The following is a 15,427-nucleotide window of genomic DNA, read 5'->3' as shown; positions in this document are numbered from 1 at the left end:
AGGCACGTCGAGGTCTTTCAGATGGCTTGTGTAGGAACTTCCATCATCGGAAGGCCTCGACCTCTATCCAGCTATCGACGCGCCACTTCCCCGAGACCCCCGTCTACACCCTCGATTGTGAAGAGCCAGATAAGGTTGGAACAAAACTGTCATTTCTTAGGCCTAACCGCAAGTCGGCCAGGTCGTTGCTTTCGTTGAGTAAGGTGGGGAAGTCTTAGGTCGTAGCCCGTTCGAAAGTGGCGACCGGATTGGTTCACCGATGGTGAAAATATTGTTTATCATGCCGTAGGTTGTGGATTTCCAGTAGGCGATGCGTTGCGGATCCCCTTGTGAAAAGGAGGGGGAACTAGCGTTTTGAAAACCGTATCCTAAAGATTTTGTCGGGCTTCTACCGTCGCAACGCAGTACAACAACTTTGAGTTTGCCATGCCGATATTCCAAGTCCGTATTGTATGGGTGGCTCTAGCTTCATCCGTGTCGGTTTTGCTTCAGTCTACCGGTAAGCGTGCAAAAAGCTGGGGCTAGGTATTCTGGTGAAATTACAAAAATGCTAACGTCTCTGTCGGGAACTTCTTTGTTCACAATTCGCTTCTCTTCCCTGGAGCTGGTTCCAGGCAATTGCGCGAAAATAAACACTGTTGCCCCCCGATCTGACCGATGAGTTCCAAATCCCCCTTTCGGGAGAACTTGGCCTATTTGTTAGTGCGTTTGCTAACACTATATATCTGCCCAACGTATTTACCAATGCTAAAGTACTTATATTTGGTATTATAGATATGATAACTATTTCTTATAGTATTCAAATACTGTCTCGCTGAAAGGATAATTAGAAAACTATTATGATAGAGAGTAGTTAACCGCTCTGTTTTCGAAGTGTCTGTGATTCTATTTGGTTTAGTATTACTAGTTGAGTGCAAGGAATTGTTGTCGTGGAGAAGTGCGTGTTCCGGGATTTAGGAAAGGCATCTTTTGTCAATGTACGGTAGCGTCGCTGAGCCGATTGGTTGCCTCCCTGGGGTAGAAACACCGCCTTATTGCTGAAGAAAGCGGCATATGCTGTAGTTGCCTGGTCTACCTCAAGGCGGATTTTGGTAGAGTAAATTGCAGAAGCGACCCTTATAATCTGGCCCCACGGTTTCGATAGCTTCAGCTTGGTTAGCTTAGTTACTACGTGAAGAGAGCGCCGGTAGAAGGGGCTAAAGAATAGAGGCGCGAGTGCGACTAACGATCCTACGTGCGTAGTTTGACTTGCTATATTAGCGCCTGAGCTTGCGCTAATCTACAATGGTTCAGCCGAACACAGGTTGATGAGAGAATTCAAACGGCAATTTTATATGTCATGTTAGAACAAGGAATGCGAGTGTCTGTTAAAACGTCGCAGGCCTTCGTTGCTGTCGAGACGGATGTTGCTCGTCAACTGACATGCCACCCAAACAAGATCGGACCAATTGATTCTCTTTGTTTTGATGTTTTTATGATGGCAAAGTGGTTGTTCAAGCCCTCGGGTTTGTAGGTGTAGGCCCTACTTCGGCCTGGTCTTTTTGGGTTAGGTCGGAGAGCGTTATCTGAAGTGAGAATCGACGCTCAGACGGCAACAGGGCCAGTCCAGCCACACAGAGGGGGCTGGACTGACCTTGTTTAAAGAGCCCTGAGAGTGCCCGGCTGTGTACTCGATGAACGAGCAACACCCTAGACGCAAAATGAGGCCATTCGATACAGTGTTGAACGACACGGGGTGCCTGAGAATGGGCTGAGAATACACCCGAGAACCTGATCGAATTAATCTTCGCGGAGGGATGTCATTGCTGTGCTGGTACCGAATCTTGGTACCTGTGAAGCGAGTCAACGTCAGGCCTTATTCTGTGTGCACGATCGTGTCCTGAGTTTTTCTGTGCAAGAACGGAAAGGACAACAGGACGAAATGAGCCAACGTTTTAGTCAAGAACTCCTTGAAGCCAATCGCGACACCTGGGAGGAAGCGATTAATCACCGGTTCGTGACCGAGCTTTTCGAGGGAACAATCGATGACGCCGTGATGGCCGGATATCTCGACCAGGACTACCGCTTCTTTGAAGCGTTCTTACAGTTACTGGGCGCCGCCATCACCACCGCGGACCGGCTCGATGCACGGTTACGATACGCCAGCTTCGCCGGAGAAATGGTCAATAGTGAAGACACCTACTTCCAGCGAGCCTTTGACGCACTGGGCGTTACCGATGAACTCCGCGCATCGACTCCAGACACCCCGAGTGCCGGCGGTTTCGTCGATCTGATGCGGGAAGCGGCATCCTCGCAAAACTACAGTGCCGTGGTCGCGGTGCTGATGGTCACCGAGTGCTTGTACCGAGACTGGGCGGCCCGAGCTCCCGAGAACCATCCGGAGAGTTTTGTTCATCACGAATGGATCACCTTGCACGACAACCCGGACTTCTTGAGTTTCGCGACCTTCCTCGAACAGGAGGCCGACCGTTCCGGGGCGCAAGATGCCGAGACCGCCCACGACTTTTTCCGCCGGGCGGTGGAGCTTGAGCTCGGCTTCTTCAACGACACCTATAAGTACCCGCTGAAAGGAATCCACGCATGACGTTGTTCAACGATCTGAAGCAGGCCAACCTGGAGGTGTGGCAGTCCTATACTCGTCACGAATTTATCCAAAAGTTGGCCGCTGAATCCCTAGAACTCGAAGCCTTCCAGCGCTACCTGATTCAGGACTACCACTTCCTGATTCACTTTGCCCGCGTCTATGGACTGGCCGTGTATAAGCAACACACGCTCGAGGGCATCCAACATTCGATGGATGGGCTGAAGAACATTGTCTGGGAAACCGGATTACACACCTCGATGACCGCCGAGTGGGGGATCAGCCCCGAGGAACTGAACGCGACCCCTGAGGACCTTGGCACGGTGGCCTACACCCGCTACGTACTCGACACTGCGCTGACCGGTACCCTGCTGGACCTGTACGTCTCCCTGGCACCGTGTCTGATCGGCTACGCCGAAATCGGTGCCGAGATTGCACCGGCCCTGGAAAAAAATCCCGACCACCGGTATAAAGAGTGGATCGAAACCTACATTGATCCACAGTTTGTCAAAGCCTCGGAACAAGAGGTTGACAACCTCGACGCGCTGGCTGGCGAGGGGCCGTTGTCTGACCAGCGATTCGCCGAGTTGTCACACATCTTTGCCACCGCCTCACGCTTGGAAGCCGAGTTCTGGCAACAAGCACTCTAAGTGGTTAGGCCCGTAGGGCGAGGTGATTGACGGGCCCGTGCCCGGTCTGCGGAGCATAGGAGAGTTCCCACTGTGCTCCAGCGGCCAGGGCGCGGGCCAGATCAGTTTGGCCCTTCTTGATCCACGCCAACAGATCCTCGGAGCTTGGCGGGGTCTGAGCGGATACGTTCAGGGCCGCTCGGGCTGCGATTGCTGACGACAACGTGCAGCCGGTGCCGTGCGTATTGCGGGTGCTAACACGGGGGATCGGTAGCGAATAAGCTTCACCGTTGATGACGACCACATCGGTCATCTCCTGGGTGTCGTGGTAGAGGTGACCACCTTTGACCATCACCGCTCCAGTTCCATGCTGAGCGAGAACGTGGGCCTGTTTAGTCATCTGTTCGAGACTTTCGGCCTCAGCATCGGCATCGGAGAGCCGCGCAGCTTCGGGAAGGTTGGGGGTCACCACATCCGCTAACGGAAGCAGGTGCTCGACCATTGCCAGAGCGGCATCGTCATCGGACAAGCTATCTCCGCTGGTGGCTACCAGTACCGGGTCGACGACGAGAACACCGAATTCTTCACGCCGATCGGCAATGATCTTTGCGACCGCCTTGACCATCTCGGCCGAGCCGAGCATCCCAATTTTCGTGGCGTCAATGGGCAGATCATCCAGCACCGATCTGATTTGAGCCCGCAGATCATCGATACCAATGGGGATCACCTGTTGAACGCCCTGGGTGTTCTGTGCGATCAGCGAGGTAATAGCGGAGGTTCCGTACACCCCGAGGGCGGTGAAGGTTTTCAGATCGGCCTGAATGCCGGCTCCTCCCGAGGGATCTGTTCCGGCGATGGTTAAGGCGGTGGCTGGTCGAGATGTCATCGGTCCTTGCCTTCCTTTCGTTCCTTCCGTGTTTTGCTGTGTCTTGATGATTCGAGGGCGAGTAGTGGAGGGTGAAGCGTTGTGCTGGGACAGTTATTCACGGTGCAACGCCGAGAATAACTGCGCAGCCACCTGGGCGGGATCGCTAGCTGCAGCGATAGCAGAGACCACACAGATCCCGTCCACGCCGGTTCTGCGATAGATATCAGCCGCATTGGTGGTGTTGATGCCACCAATGGCAACACATTTCACCTTGGAGCCGGCTGTTGCCTGAACGCACTGGCTGATCCCGGTGAGACCTAAGGGCGTGGTAGCATCGGGTTTCGTGGGGGTCACAGCAAACGGGCCGACGCCCAACACATCAGCCAGCTGGTGATCTACGGCCTCTCGTACCTGCCGGGGGGTTGACGTAGATAACCCAATCATCACCTCCTCCCCGAGCACGGCACGAGCTTCAGAGATTGGGGTATCGGTTTGTCCCAGGTGTAGGTGACAACCGAGCTGGCGGGCCACGTCCAGCCGGTCGTTGACGAAGAACCTGACCTGCTCGAACCGTTGTTGCCCTAGCTGGTTGCGCACGGCGTGCTGGCAGGCCACGGTCAGTTCGGCGAACTCCTCGTCGGAAAGCGTCTTATCTCTGACCTGGACGACACCGGCCCCGCCTTTCACCGCCTCGACCACGACGTCGGGAACCGCAGTGAGACCACCGGAGTATTCGGTATCGGTGATGTAGTAGAGCCGCCAGTCGGTGGTGTCAGCGAGATGTGTGGAATGCCGTGACATACTTTAGGCCTGTTCGGAGTCGAGGGTGATCAGCTCGAGCACGTCGTCGGCGCTCAGGGTGTGGAGGGCATCCAACCAGGCCACGGCAAAATGTCCCGGTGCGCTCGCGGTCTGTCCCGCAACGGTCCCAGCCGCCGAGACCAAGGCGTGGGACGCCACCACCGCAGCGTGGTGTTGGGCAGGCAACTGCGCGACGCCCAGAGTTGCGGCAGTCAGGGCGCCCAAAGCGCATCCGGTGCCGATGACCTGTTGCAACATCGGGTGCCCGCCGGTGACGTGAGTACGCGCTACTGTGGAGACGACCAGGTCGGTGGGCCCCGAGGCGGCCACGACTGCTCCACTACGGTGGCTCAGTTCTGCTGCAATGGTGGTAACCGCCTCCACGGAGTCGGTGGAGTCAACGCCACGCCCGCCGGAACCGGTTCCCGCTAGAGCCGCGATTTCTGAGGGGTTGCCACGGATCGCAGCGGGGCGGGAGTCCAGAATGGAACGGGCAAACTGGGTGCGGACGCTCAACCCGCCGACCGCAACAGGGTCGAGCACCCACGGGGTGTTGGCTGACTGCGCGGCGCTGACCGCTGAGGTCATGGCCTGGCGGATATCGGGGGTCAGTGTGCCGACATTGACCAGAACCCCGGAAGCGACGTGGGCGAACTCGCCGGCCTCTACAGCGTCTTCCACCATCGCCGGTGCTGCCCCGGCCGCCAACAAGGCATTGGCGGTAACCTGTTTGACCACGTTATTGGTCAAACAATGCACCAGCGGATGGCCGGTTTTCACCTGGGTCAGGATGGCGCGCACGTCGTCGTGAATCGCCTGAGGGGTCAGTTCATCTGCCACAGTGACTATTCCTTTCCAGCAAGGGGATGGACCACAACGGCCAATACGGTGGGCGTTAACGCGGGGGCACCGTGCCAAAAGAAACCCGCAGACAGCTCGGGCAGACAAGAAAGAACCATCCGGAAAGAGCACAGGGCATGCACAGTGACCCGGTGCAACCGGTGAGACGTCCCTTCGCCAGTACGAGCTGGATCAGGTTCAACGGGTATCTTCTCAGCTTCCGTGTGGTGACGTGAAGCACCCCGCGTCATGGAGCTCAGTCTAACTCATCGCGGTTAATATTGGCTAGCAGAGCCGCGACCGAGGGTGCCGGAGAGGTCGCTGGATAGGCAAGCGCCAGAGGTAGCTCCACTGGCGGATCAAGGTCCAAAATCACCGCGTCGGGTCCTGTGACGCTGGGCTCCTGCAAGGTCGAGCGAGGCACGAGTGAAGCGAACTGGGTGGAGGTCGCCACAGCAAGGAGTGTTGGGAGAGTGGTCGTTTCCAACGCCGGGTGCAGCTCGACCCCTACACGCGCCATGGCTCGATCGAGCATGTTTCGTGCCTGCATGGCAGGAGACAACACGGCAAGCGGAATGTGGGCAAGATCGGATAAGCAGATGGAAGGTGAGGGAGACTGTGCCAGGTCTACCACGTGCGGGTATTGGTCCAGCAACTCCCGGCTGGCCAGGAGCTGATATCGGTCCTCTGCCACACGATGGGTATAGAGGTCATCTTCTGCGCCCAGATCGAGGATGATCCCTGCATCGAGCTCGCGGTGGCGCAATCCGTGGAGGATATGATCATTGGACCCGGAATCGACACTGACGGTGACCGTCGGATGTGTTTTTCTCAGGGTGGTCACCAGCTGTGAAGCGATGGCCAGCCCGGTAGGAACGGTACTGAGGCGAAGCGGAATTGTGAGGTGTTGCTGGGAGTACTCGAGCTCAGCGACCATCGAGCGATGATCGGCCAGGATGCGCTCGGCCCACTTCAGCACCACGTGCCCCTGCTCAGTGATCCCCTCCATGGCGTGACTACGGTGAATGAGTTCCACACCCAGCTCGGACTCCAGCTTCTTGATCGAGGCAGACAGCGTTGACTGCGAAATGAAACAGGCTTCTGCAGCACGTGCAAAATGTTGTTCTCGTGCCAAGGCCACAAAATAGGCCAGCTGGTTCAGGTGCATTGCCGGTCACTCCTCGGACGTTTAACGACCGCGGGCCGGTAGCCAGTATGGCTACCGGCCCAGGATATGACCGAGTTTAATCGATGGGGCTTGTCAGGGCCCGGTTACTTCGACTGGCGGTAGGAGGAGGCACCGGTTCCGGCGTAGTCTCCGCCGTCAACAATGAGGTATTCGTCGCGGATCTGACGGTTGGCAAGGAAGTCTTCCAAGATCTCACGAGTACCGGCAGCATAACGAGCCTGAGCCGACAGTGACGAACCCGAGGTATGCGGAGTCATGCCATTATGTGGCATGGTGCGCCATGGGTGATCTTCCGGTGCCGGCTGCGGGTACCACACGTCTCCGGCGTAGCCGGCCAATTGCCCCGATTCCAGAGCGCGGACGACGGCATCGCGATCCATGATGGCACCGCGGGCGGGGTTCACGATATAGGCGCCATGTCGCATCGTGTTCAGCAGTTTTTCATCGAACATGCCCTCCGTTGACGGTGTCAGCGGAGTGTGAATGCACAGCACATCAACGTGCGGTACCAGCGCTTCGGCAGACTCGTGGAAGGTCAGATTGTACTTCTTCTCGTAGTCTTCGGGCAGACGATGCTGATCGAAGTAGTGCAGTTTGACATCGAAGGGTGCCAGGCGCTCGATGACAGCCCGACCGATGCGCCCGGCCGCCAGCACACCAACATCCATTCCCTCCAGATCGTAGGACCGAGACACAGCTTCAGCAATGTCCCAACGACCGTTGCGGGAGATGTCGTGCTGGTGCAGATAATCACGCACCAGGGCCAGCACCATCAACACGGTGTGTTCGGCGACCGAAATTGAGTTGGAGTAGGTCTCCTCTGCCACGGTGATTCCGCGCTTGGCGGCCTCATCCAAGTCAACGTGGTCAGAGCCAATGCCGGCGGTCAGAGCCAGTTTGAGATTCTTGGCTTTCTCCAGGCGCTCCTTGGTCAGGTAGGCCGGCCAGAACGGCTGGGAGATCACAACATCGGCATCGGGTAGCTCACGGTCAAATTCGGAGTCTTCCCCCTCTTTATCAGAGGTCACCACCACATCGTGGCCTTCAGACTTCAACCAGTCGACGATACCCAGCCCACCGGAGACGCACCCCAGCAACTCACCCGGGGTGAAATCGATATTGTCAGGGGTTGGTAGGGACTGGCCATCTGGGTATTCGCTGAGCTCGGGGATGCTCTCGCGGGCGTACTGGGGAGGGTATCCATCAGCAGGATCGGGGTAGAGGACCATGAGAATTTTCGCCACAATAACCTCCTTGTTGTTATTGATCTATGGGCTGTGCCTCTAATCCTTACCCTATGGAGCGCGTCACAGGCGGTCCAATAGAAATCTCCGATGCGATGATCGGAAACCCCGATCAGCCGGTCCGGGCGATAATCCTGCGCGCGTGAGCGATGAGCGGACCGTCGACCATGGTGCCCCGGAAGGAGAACACTCCCTGGGGGTGGTCCTCGACAGCTGCCAGCAAAGCACGAGCATATTCTTGATCTGCTGCGCTGGGGGTGAAACCCTCCCGGATCGTCGCCACATGTGAGGGGTGGATACATGCTTTGGCGCTAAAGCCGGTCGCTACAGCGTCTTCGACTTCCACTCGCAGACCCTGCAGATCCTGGATATCGGCCCAGATCGAATCCACACAGGCCACCCCGGCACTTGCGGCGGCCACCATCACCTGGGACCGGGCAAAACGGGGGACATCCCGGTAGGTTCCGTCGGCATGACGTGAGGAGGAACCGCCCATGGACGCGATGAGATCCTCAGCACCCCACATCATGGCCACCACCCGCGGATGCTCGGCGATCGCTGCCGCGTAGGCCACACCACGGGCGGTTTCCACCAGGGCCACCATCCCCACATGGTCGTCCAGACGAGACGCTACGGCATCGAGCTGATGGACCGATTCGACCTTCGGGACCATCACCGTGGTCACCGAACTACCGGCCAACGTCGCCAGGTCGGCCCGAGCCATCTCGGTACCGACAGGATTGATCCGCACTATCGTGCGGGCTGCCAGCGTCGCATCCTGCGCCACGGTCGTGGCCAGATGTTCTTGCAGAGCGTGACGGGCCCGGTCTTTGGCATCAGGGGCAACCGCATCCTCCAGGTCGAGGATGACCGCATCAGCCCGTTCGGCCGCTTTGATGTATCGCTGCGGACGGTCGGCAGGGCAGAACAAGATCGCCGGCCCCAGCGTGAAGATATCGCGTGGTTGGTTCATGGACGCTGTCCTGACTGCTCTCGCCGATGTTCAGCTTCGTTCTTCCACAGCAGCGTGGAGCGCACACACTCGGCAACCACGGTGCCATCCTGATTAACACCTACGTGCTGGAACTTCACGATGCTCTGATGCGGGCGGGAAGCAGAATCCCGCTTGTCCAGGATTTCGGTGCGGGTATACAGCGTGTCACCGTGATACATCGGGTGCGGGAATGCGACAGTGTCGAAGCCTAGATTAGCCACAATGGTCCCTTGAGTCAGTTGGGCTACTGAGGCGCCGACGATGGTTGCCAAGGTCAGCATAGAATTCACCAGGGGTTGGCCGAAGGACTGTTGGGACGACCAGTGCGCGTCCAAGTGCAGCGATTGGGTGTTCATGGACAGAGTCGTGAACAGTACGTTGTCGGCCTCGGTGATGGTTCGACCCGGGGCATGCTGATAGATTGTGCCGACCTCCATCTCATCGGCGTAGAGGCCCCGTTGCACCACCACCGGCGGTGTCTGATCTGCGGTACTCACAAGCAGGCTCCTTTTTCACATAGCATTCGGTTTGTCGATGCTCAAGGGGATTACATGCCCAAGGATCGAGCGATCAGCATCAACTGGACCTCGGTGGTGCCTTCGCCGATCTCCAGGATCTTCGAATCGCGGTAGTGGCGAGCGACCAGAGACTCGTTCATGAATCCGTAGCCGCCGAAGACCTGAGTGGCATCTCGAGCGTTATCCATGGCCGCCTCGGAGGCCACCAACTTGGCGATCGAGGCTTCGGTTTTGAACGGTCGGCCCGCGACCAATTTCTGTGCTGCATCATAGTAGGCCAGCCGTGCGGTGTGGGCGCGAGCCTGCATCCGGGCGATCTTGAAGCTAATGGCCTGATTGCGGGAAATGGGAGAGCCGAAGGTGATGCGCGTATTGGCGTACCGGACCGCTTCATCCACGCATCCTTGGGCAACACCGGCCGATAACGCGGCAATGGCCACCCGGCCCTCATCCAGGGTGTGGAGGAAATTAGCAAAGCCACGGCCCCGTTGACCCAACAGGTTTTCTTGTGGCACTCTCACGTCATTCAGCGTCAACGGGTGGGTGTCGGAAGCATTCCAGCCCACCTTGTCATAGGCCGGTTCGGCGGTGAAGCCCGGGGTGTCGGTCGGCACGATGATCGTGGAGATTTCATGGTCCCCAGTCACCGCAGTCACGGTGACCACCGAGGTGATGTCGGTTCCGGAGTTGGTGATGAATTCCTTATTTCCATTAATCACCCAGTGGTCGCCGTCTGCACGAGCAGTGGTGCGGGTGCCACCGGCGTCGGATCCGGCGCCCGGCTCAGTAAGACCGAAACCGGCCAGCTTTCGGCCGGCAACCAGGTCGGGAAGCCAGCGTTGCTTTTGCTCCTCCGTCCCGAAACGGTAGATCGGCATCGCGCCCAGGGAAACTCCCGCCTCCAGCGTAATGGCAACGGATTGATCGACTTTGGCCAATTCTTCCAATGCCAAGCACAGGGCGAAGAAATCCCCGCCCATGCCCTCATAATCCTCGGGGAAGGGGAGACCGAAGAGGCCGAGTTCTCCCATCTGAGCAATGACCTCGTAAGGGAAGCTATGCTCGCGGTCATGCTGTGAGGACACAGCAGCGACGACGTTCTGTGCGAAGTCGCGGACGGTAGCAATCAATTCCTGTTGTTCATCGGTGAGATCAAGGGACATCGCCAAGGTCCTTTCGTGGTGGTCATCACCAGCTAGTTTGCGGGCTCGTTCTCTGGATTCTTGTCATCGTCAGGGGTGATGCTGGCCAGCACTTGGCCGAGCTTGACCTGTTCGGTTTCTGCTGTGTGGATCGTGACGACACCGTCGAAGGGAGCGACCAGCCGGTGCTCCATCTTCATAGCTTCCACGATCACCAGCGTGTCGCCGGCTGATACCTGGTCTCCGGAGGTTGCCAGCACCGACATCACAGTGCCGGGTAGCGGGGAGCTCACGTCCGGGTTGGAGATAAGCCCGGCAGTGCCAGCCTGCTGGGCTTGGACCTCGTTGCTGGTGATGGCCTGTCGGTCACTGATGGTCAGCAGTCCGGCGAAGTTCGGGGTGAAACACCACAGCTGGCTTTGCCCGGCGCGTTGTGTGGCGACGACCGCGTGCACCCTGGTGGTCATTGACTCTGGTGTGGATAATAGGTACTCATGGTCTCCCACCTGCTCGACCACCGTGGAGGGGTCCAAGGTGACGTCGAAGTCTTCGGTGTCCCCGGAAGCCGTACGGTAGCTGACGTGCCGGCGGACGCTTGGCGACTCGGCCATGCTGCGCCACCCATCGCAACGCCATCCGGAGGACAGGCTGGTGGTCGGAGCCGGTTCAAAGTGGTAAGCCAATGTGGCTGCAATCTGTGCGTCGTCGGCTCCGGGCCCCGGGAAATCCATCTCCGGCAGGATCCGTTCGATCATGGTGGTATCTAACGCCCCGGCTCGGACCCGGCTATCATTGATCAACTGTCGTAGATAACTGATATTGGTCTGGACCCCGAGCACCACCATGTTCTTCAACGCCCGATCGAGACGGTCTAGCGCCTGGTCACGGTGCGTGCCGGTCGCGATGACCTTGGCAAGCATCGGATCGAAATTCGTGCCGATGACACTGCCACGACGCAACCCGGAATCAACCCGCACCCCGGTGCCGGCCGGTTCGGCCAGTTCGAGGATGGTTCCGGTGGAGGGCAGGAAGCCGGCGGCAGGAACCTCGGCATACACCCGAGCCTCGACCGAATGACCGCGCAACTGAATCTCGTCCTGGGTGTAGGCTAGTGGCTCGCCGGCGGCGATGCGAAGCTGCTGTTCCACCAGATCGATGCCCGTGATTTCTTCGGTGACCGGGTGCTCGACCTGCAGGCGAGTATTCATCTCCATGAAGTAGAAGGTGTCCGGGTCGTGATCGGAGACTAAGAACTCCACGGTTCCGGCACCGCGATAATTTACAGAGAGAGCGGTATCGCAGGCGGCCTGACCAATTCTGGCACGCGTCTGGTCGGTCAAGACCACCGAGGGGGCTTCTTCAATGACCTTTTGGTGCCGGCGCTGCAAGGAGCATTCTCGTTCGCCCAGGTGGATGACATTGCCGTGCTGGTCGGCGAGAATCTGGACCTCAACGTGGCGTGGGGAGCCGATGAGCTGTTCAATAAAAAGCGTGTCATCGCCAAACGAAGCGTGGGCGATACGTCGAGCGGTGGCCAACATTTCCGGCAACTGGTCCAAGAACTCGGCAACGTACATGCCCTTCCCGCCACCGCCGGCAGACGGCTTGATCAGCACTGGAAAAGTCATCGAACAGGCTTTGTCGACCAGCTCCTCATCACTGAGTCCGGGTTCAGAAATCCCTTGAATGAGTGGGACCCCGGCGGCACCGACGTGCTTTTTTGAGGTGATCTTATCGCCCATGATCTCCAGGGCCTGTGCATCGGGACCGATGAACGTGATCCCTGCTCGAGCACAGGCTCTGGCAAAGTCCGCATTCTCTGACAGGAAGCCGTAGCCGGGATGGATAGCGTCAGACCCCGTCTCCACCGCAGCGGCCACGACCGCGTCGATGTCCAAGTAGCCGGTGGTGGCCTGGTGGTCGGGTAAATGCACGGCTCGGTCGGCGAGTCGGACATGCAATGCCTGGGCATCCGGCGTGGTATACACCGCCACAGCGGTCATGCCCATCTGGTGAACGGTCCGGATGACCCGGCACGCAATTTCGCCTCGGTTAGCGATCATAACGGTGCGGAAGACTGAAGCGGTGGGTTGATCCATGAGTCATCTTTCACTGTGCGGTGCAATATGGCTGGCGGTAGGTCAGGGCAGGGCGCTGAACAGACAGAGTCCAGGTCACGACTACATGCGGAAGACTCCGAAACCGGTGGGTGGCAGATCGGGCTGACGGCACACGTCCAGCGCCATCGCCAGAACCCGACGTGTATCGCGCGGGTCAATGATTCCGTCATCCCACAGTCGCGCACTGGAATAATACGGTTGGCCCTGGGCTTCGTAGCTGGCCTTGATGGGTGCGGTGAACTCAGCCTCTTCTTCGGCCGACCATTCGGTGCCGGCGGCCTCGTGCTGGTCCCGCTTGACCGTAGCAAGCACACCGGCAGCCTGGTCGGCGCCCATCACCGAGATCCGGGCATTGGGCCACATGAACAAAAACCGTGGCGAATATGCCCGTCCACACATCGAATAGTTCCCGGCGCCAAAAGACCCACCGATGACCACGGTGATTTTAGGAACCCGTACGGTGGAGACCGCCGTGACCATTTTGGCCCCGTTTTTGGCGATGCCTCCGTGTTCATAATCCTTACCGACCATGAATCCGGAAATATTTTGCAGAAAGATCAGTGGGATGCCACGTTGGTCGCATAATTCGATGAAGTGAGCTCCCTTGAGCGAGGATTCAGAGAAGAGAATCCCGTTATTGGCTACAATCCCCACCGGGTGACCTTCGAGTCGAGCGAAGCCGGTGACCAGCGATGTCCCGTAATCGGGTTTGAACTCGTGGAACGAATCCCGATCAATGACGCGGTCGATGACCTGGTAGGCATCAAAGGCCTGATTCAGATCCTGCGGGATGATCCCGGCTAACTCGTCGGGGTCCGCCGCAGGGGCGCTCGCGGTGATTTTCTGCCAGGCCCGGGGATGCGGAGGAGGTAGCGTCGCGACAATATTGCGAATGATCTGTAACGCGTGGTCATCGGATTCGGCGATGTGATCGGCTACTCCGGAGGTCTTCGTATGGACCTCGGCGCCGCCCAGCTCCTCGGCACTGACTTGTTCACCCGTAGCTGCTTTCACCAGGGGCGGACCACCCAAGAAGATCGTGCCCTGGTTGCGGACAATCACCGACTCATCACTCATGGCCGGCACGTAGGCCCCACCTGCCGTACATGAGCCCAGCACCGCCGCTAATTGTGGGATCTTCTTCGCCGACATCGTGGCTTGGTTGAAAAAGATCCGGCCGAAATGCTCGCGGTCGGGGAAGACCTCATCCTGCATCGGCAGATAGGCACCGCCGGAGTCCACCAAGTAAATACAGGGCAATTCGTTCTCTAATGCGATGGTTTGGGCACGCAGGTGCTTTTTGACCGTCAGCGGGAAATAGGTACCCCCCTTGACCGTAGAATCATTGCAGACCACCATCACCGGTCGTGCGTGAACCAGTCCGATGCCGATAATAATTCCTGCTGACGGAGCTTGATTATCGTAGACATCCCAGGCCGCCAGCGCACCAATTTCCAAAAAGGGGCTGCCATCGTCGAGCACGCGGGTTACGCGATCCCGTGGGAGCATGCGACCACGATCCAGATGGCGTTGCCGGGCCTTCTCTGACCCGCCTCGGCGCACCCTTGCCAGTCTCTGGCGCAATTCGTCCCAGAGTCCGTGGTGAAACGCAGCGTTGGCCTGAAACTGTTCAGATCGAGTATCGACCGGGCTACTGACCTCCGCCATGGGACCTCCTGCGACAAATTGGGTTAATCGCCATTCACTGAATCTTAGGATAGTGATATGATTCACATTTGTCTAGATGGCGGATCTCTGCAGTGAGAAAGTCCCGTAAAGGAGTCACGATGACCACTGAAATTCAGGGGCAACGAACCCGTCGAGCCCAAGATAAAGCCCGCCGGCGACAGTCGCTGCTAGATGCCGCGGCGCGATTATTCGCAGCTCATGGGTATGCGCAAGTGTCCCTGGCTGACGTGGGGGCCGAAGTCGGTGTGACAGCGCAGGCGATCTATCGTCACTTCGATTCCAAGCAACATCTGTTGGGCCAAGTGTTGGTCGATGTGAGTCGAACCCTGTTGGAAGGTGGCCGGTGGATTCAAAGTCATTATCCGGATCCGACGCCCCAGCTGGATGAGCTCATTAGTTTTCATGTGCGCTTCGCTTTGGATGCGCCGGAGGTGATTCGGATTCAAGACCAAGAAATGGCGCAGTTGGCCAATGAGGATCGACAACAGGTTCGTCGGACACAGCGAGAGTATGTTCGCATCTGGTCGCAGGCTCTGGCTCAGTTACACCCCGCTGATACGACCAAGGAGATTCGCACGCGGGTCTACGGGATTTTTGGGCTGATTAACTCCACGGCGCACTCGCTCACTGGCGGCTACCGGGCTCAGCGAGCTGACCAGCGACTGGCGCACCTGTTGGCCGTGATGGCGCATGAATCGGCTCATGTGGGGCAGTCGCCTCTCCCAAGGAGCTGTTATTGTGATTTATGACACATGCTGGTACCTTGGCGTCATTAGAACACCGATCTGGTCGCCAGATCCAGGATGATCAGG

Annotated in this window: 13 protein-coding genes and 2 riboswitches; of the genes, 3 read left to right on the top strand and 10 right to left on the bottom strand. The window is 58.1% G+C overall.

The genetic code is table 11. The annotated features are described in order from the left end of the window. The first annotated feature begins 1,721 nt into the window (after nt 1–1,721). A riboswitch (TPP riboswitch) is annotated at nt 1,722–1,814 on the top strand. Nucleotides 1,815–1,921: 107 nt separating this feature from the next. Together DYI20_RS10785 and DYI20_RS10780 are read left to right on the top strand one after the other, a co-directional pair. Next, nucleotides 1,922–2,584, top strand: coding sequence for a TenA family protein (locus tag DYI20_RS10785; protein ID WP_110101711.1), 663 nt, complete (start codon nt 1,922–1,924; stop codon nt 2,582–2,584). Beyond that, complete coding sequence (locus tag DYI20_RS10780) at nt 2,581–3,231, top strand: TenA family protein (protein ID WP_110101688.1); 651 nt, start codon at nt 2,581–2,583, stop codon at nt 3,229–3,231. The genes DYI20_RS10785 and DYI20_RS10780 overlap by 4 nt, the downstream gene beginning before the upstream one ends. Nucleotides 3,232–3,235: 4 nt before the next feature. Here DYI20_RS10780 and thiD read toward each other — a convergent pair whose 3' ends face one another. The 10 genes from thiD to DYI20_RS10730 all read right to left on the bottom strand — a co-directional run bounded on the left by thiD (nt 3,236) and on the right by DYI20_RS10730 (nt 14,594). Further along, complete coding sequence (gene thiD / locus DYI20_RS10775) at nt 3,236–4,096, bottom strand: bifunctional hydroxymethylpyrimidine kinase/phosphomethylpyrimidine kinase (RefSeq protein ID WP_110101689.1); 861 nt, start codon at nt 4,094–4,096, stop codon at nt 3,236–3,238. 93 nt (nt 4,097–4,189) lie between these two features. After that, nucleotides 4,190–4,879, bottom strand: a complete 690-nt coding sequence (gene thiE, locus DYI20_RS10770; protein ID WP_110101690.1) for a thiamine phosphate synthase — start codon at nt 4,877–4,879, stop codon at nt 4,190–4,192. A gap of 3 nt (nt 4,880–4,882) precedes the next feature. Next, the gene (thiM, locus tag DYI20_RS10765) at nt 4,883–5,719 is read right to left on the bottom strand and encodes a hydroxyethylthiazole kinase (protein ID WP_244924684.1); all 837 of its coding nucleotides are present in this window, start codon (nt 5,717–5,719) and stop codon (nt 4,883–4,885) included. 152 nt (nt 5,720–5,871) lie between these two features. After that, nucleotides 5,872–5,974, bottom strand: a riboswitch (TPP riboswitch). 1 nt (nt 5,975) lies between these two features. Continuing rightward, entirely contained in the window at nt 5,976–6,887 is a 912-nt protein-coding gene (locus DYI20_RS10760) for a LysR family transcriptional regulator (RefSeq protein WP_110101691.1), read from the bottom strand. Nucleotides 6,888–6,991: 104 nt separating this feature from the next. Further along, nucleotides 6,992–8,152 (bottom strand): NAD-dependent formate dehydrogenase, encoded by a 1,161-nt coding sequence (locus DYI20_RS10755; protein ID WP_110101692.1) that lies wholly within the window; start codon nt 8,150–8,152, stop codon nt 6,992–6,994. Between the two features lie 112 nt (nt 8,153–8,264). Continuing rightward, nucleotides 8,265–9,125 carry an HpcH/HpaI aldolase/citrate lyase family protein gene (locus tag DYI20_RS10750; RefSeq protein WP_110101693.1) on the bottom strand — a complete coding sequence of 287 codons (861 nt, stop codon included), beginning with the start codon at nt 9,123–9,125 and terminating at the stop codon, nt 8,265–8,267. Then, nucleotides 9,122–9,643 carry a MaoC family dehydratase gene (locus tag DYI20_RS10745; RefSeq protein ID WP_334228547.1) on the bottom strand — a complete coding sequence of 174 codons (522 nt, stop codon included), beginning with the start codon at nt 9,641–9,643 and terminating at the stop codon, nt 9,122–9,124. The genes DYI20_RS10750 and DYI20_RS10745 overlap by 4 nt, the downstream gene beginning before the upstream one ends. 50 nt (nt 9,644–9,693) lie before the next feature. Then, nucleotides 9,694–10,827 (bottom strand): acyl-CoA dehydrogenase family protein, encoded by a 1,134-nt coding sequence (locus DYI20_RS10740; protein WP_110101694.1) that lies wholly within the window; start codon nt 10,825–10,827, stop codon nt 9,694–9,696. Nucleotides 10,828–10,859: 32 nt separating this feature from the next. Further along, nucleotides 10,860–12,905 carry an acetyl/propionyl/methylcrotonyl-CoA carboxylase subunit alpha gene (locus tag DYI20_RS10735; protein WP_110101695.1) on the bottom strand — a complete coding sequence of 682 codons (2,046 nt, stop codon included), beginning with the start codon at nt 12,903–12,905 and terminating at the stop codon, nt 10,860–10,862. Nucleotides 12,906–12,986: 81 nt separating this feature from the next. Continuing rightward, nucleotides 12,987–14,594: a carboxyl transferase domain-containing protein gene (locus DYI20_RS10730; RefSeq protein WP_110101696.1), complete on the bottom strand. Its 1,608-nt coding sequence runs from the start codon at nt 14,592–14,594 to the stop codon at nt 12,987–12,989. Nucleotides 14,595–14,713: 119 nt separating this feature from the next. Between DYI20_RS10730 and DYI20_RS10725 the strand changes: the two genes are divergently transcribed. Next, entirely contained in the window at nt 14,714–15,364 is a 651-nt protein-coding gene (locus tag DYI20_RS10725; protein WP_110099548.1) for a TetR/AcrR family transcriptional regulator, read from the top strand. Nucleotides 15,365–15,427: the final 63 nt, after the last annotated feature.

Source organism: Auritidibacter ignavus (assembly GCF_003703835.1).
In the GTDB taxonomy this organism is placed as follows: Bacteria; Actinomycetota; Actinomycetes; order Actinomycetales; family Micrococcaceae; genus Auritidibacter; species Auritidibacter ignavus.
Note: the sequence above shows the minus strand (reverse complement) of the source record. Positions and strands in the feature narration are given on the sequence as shown.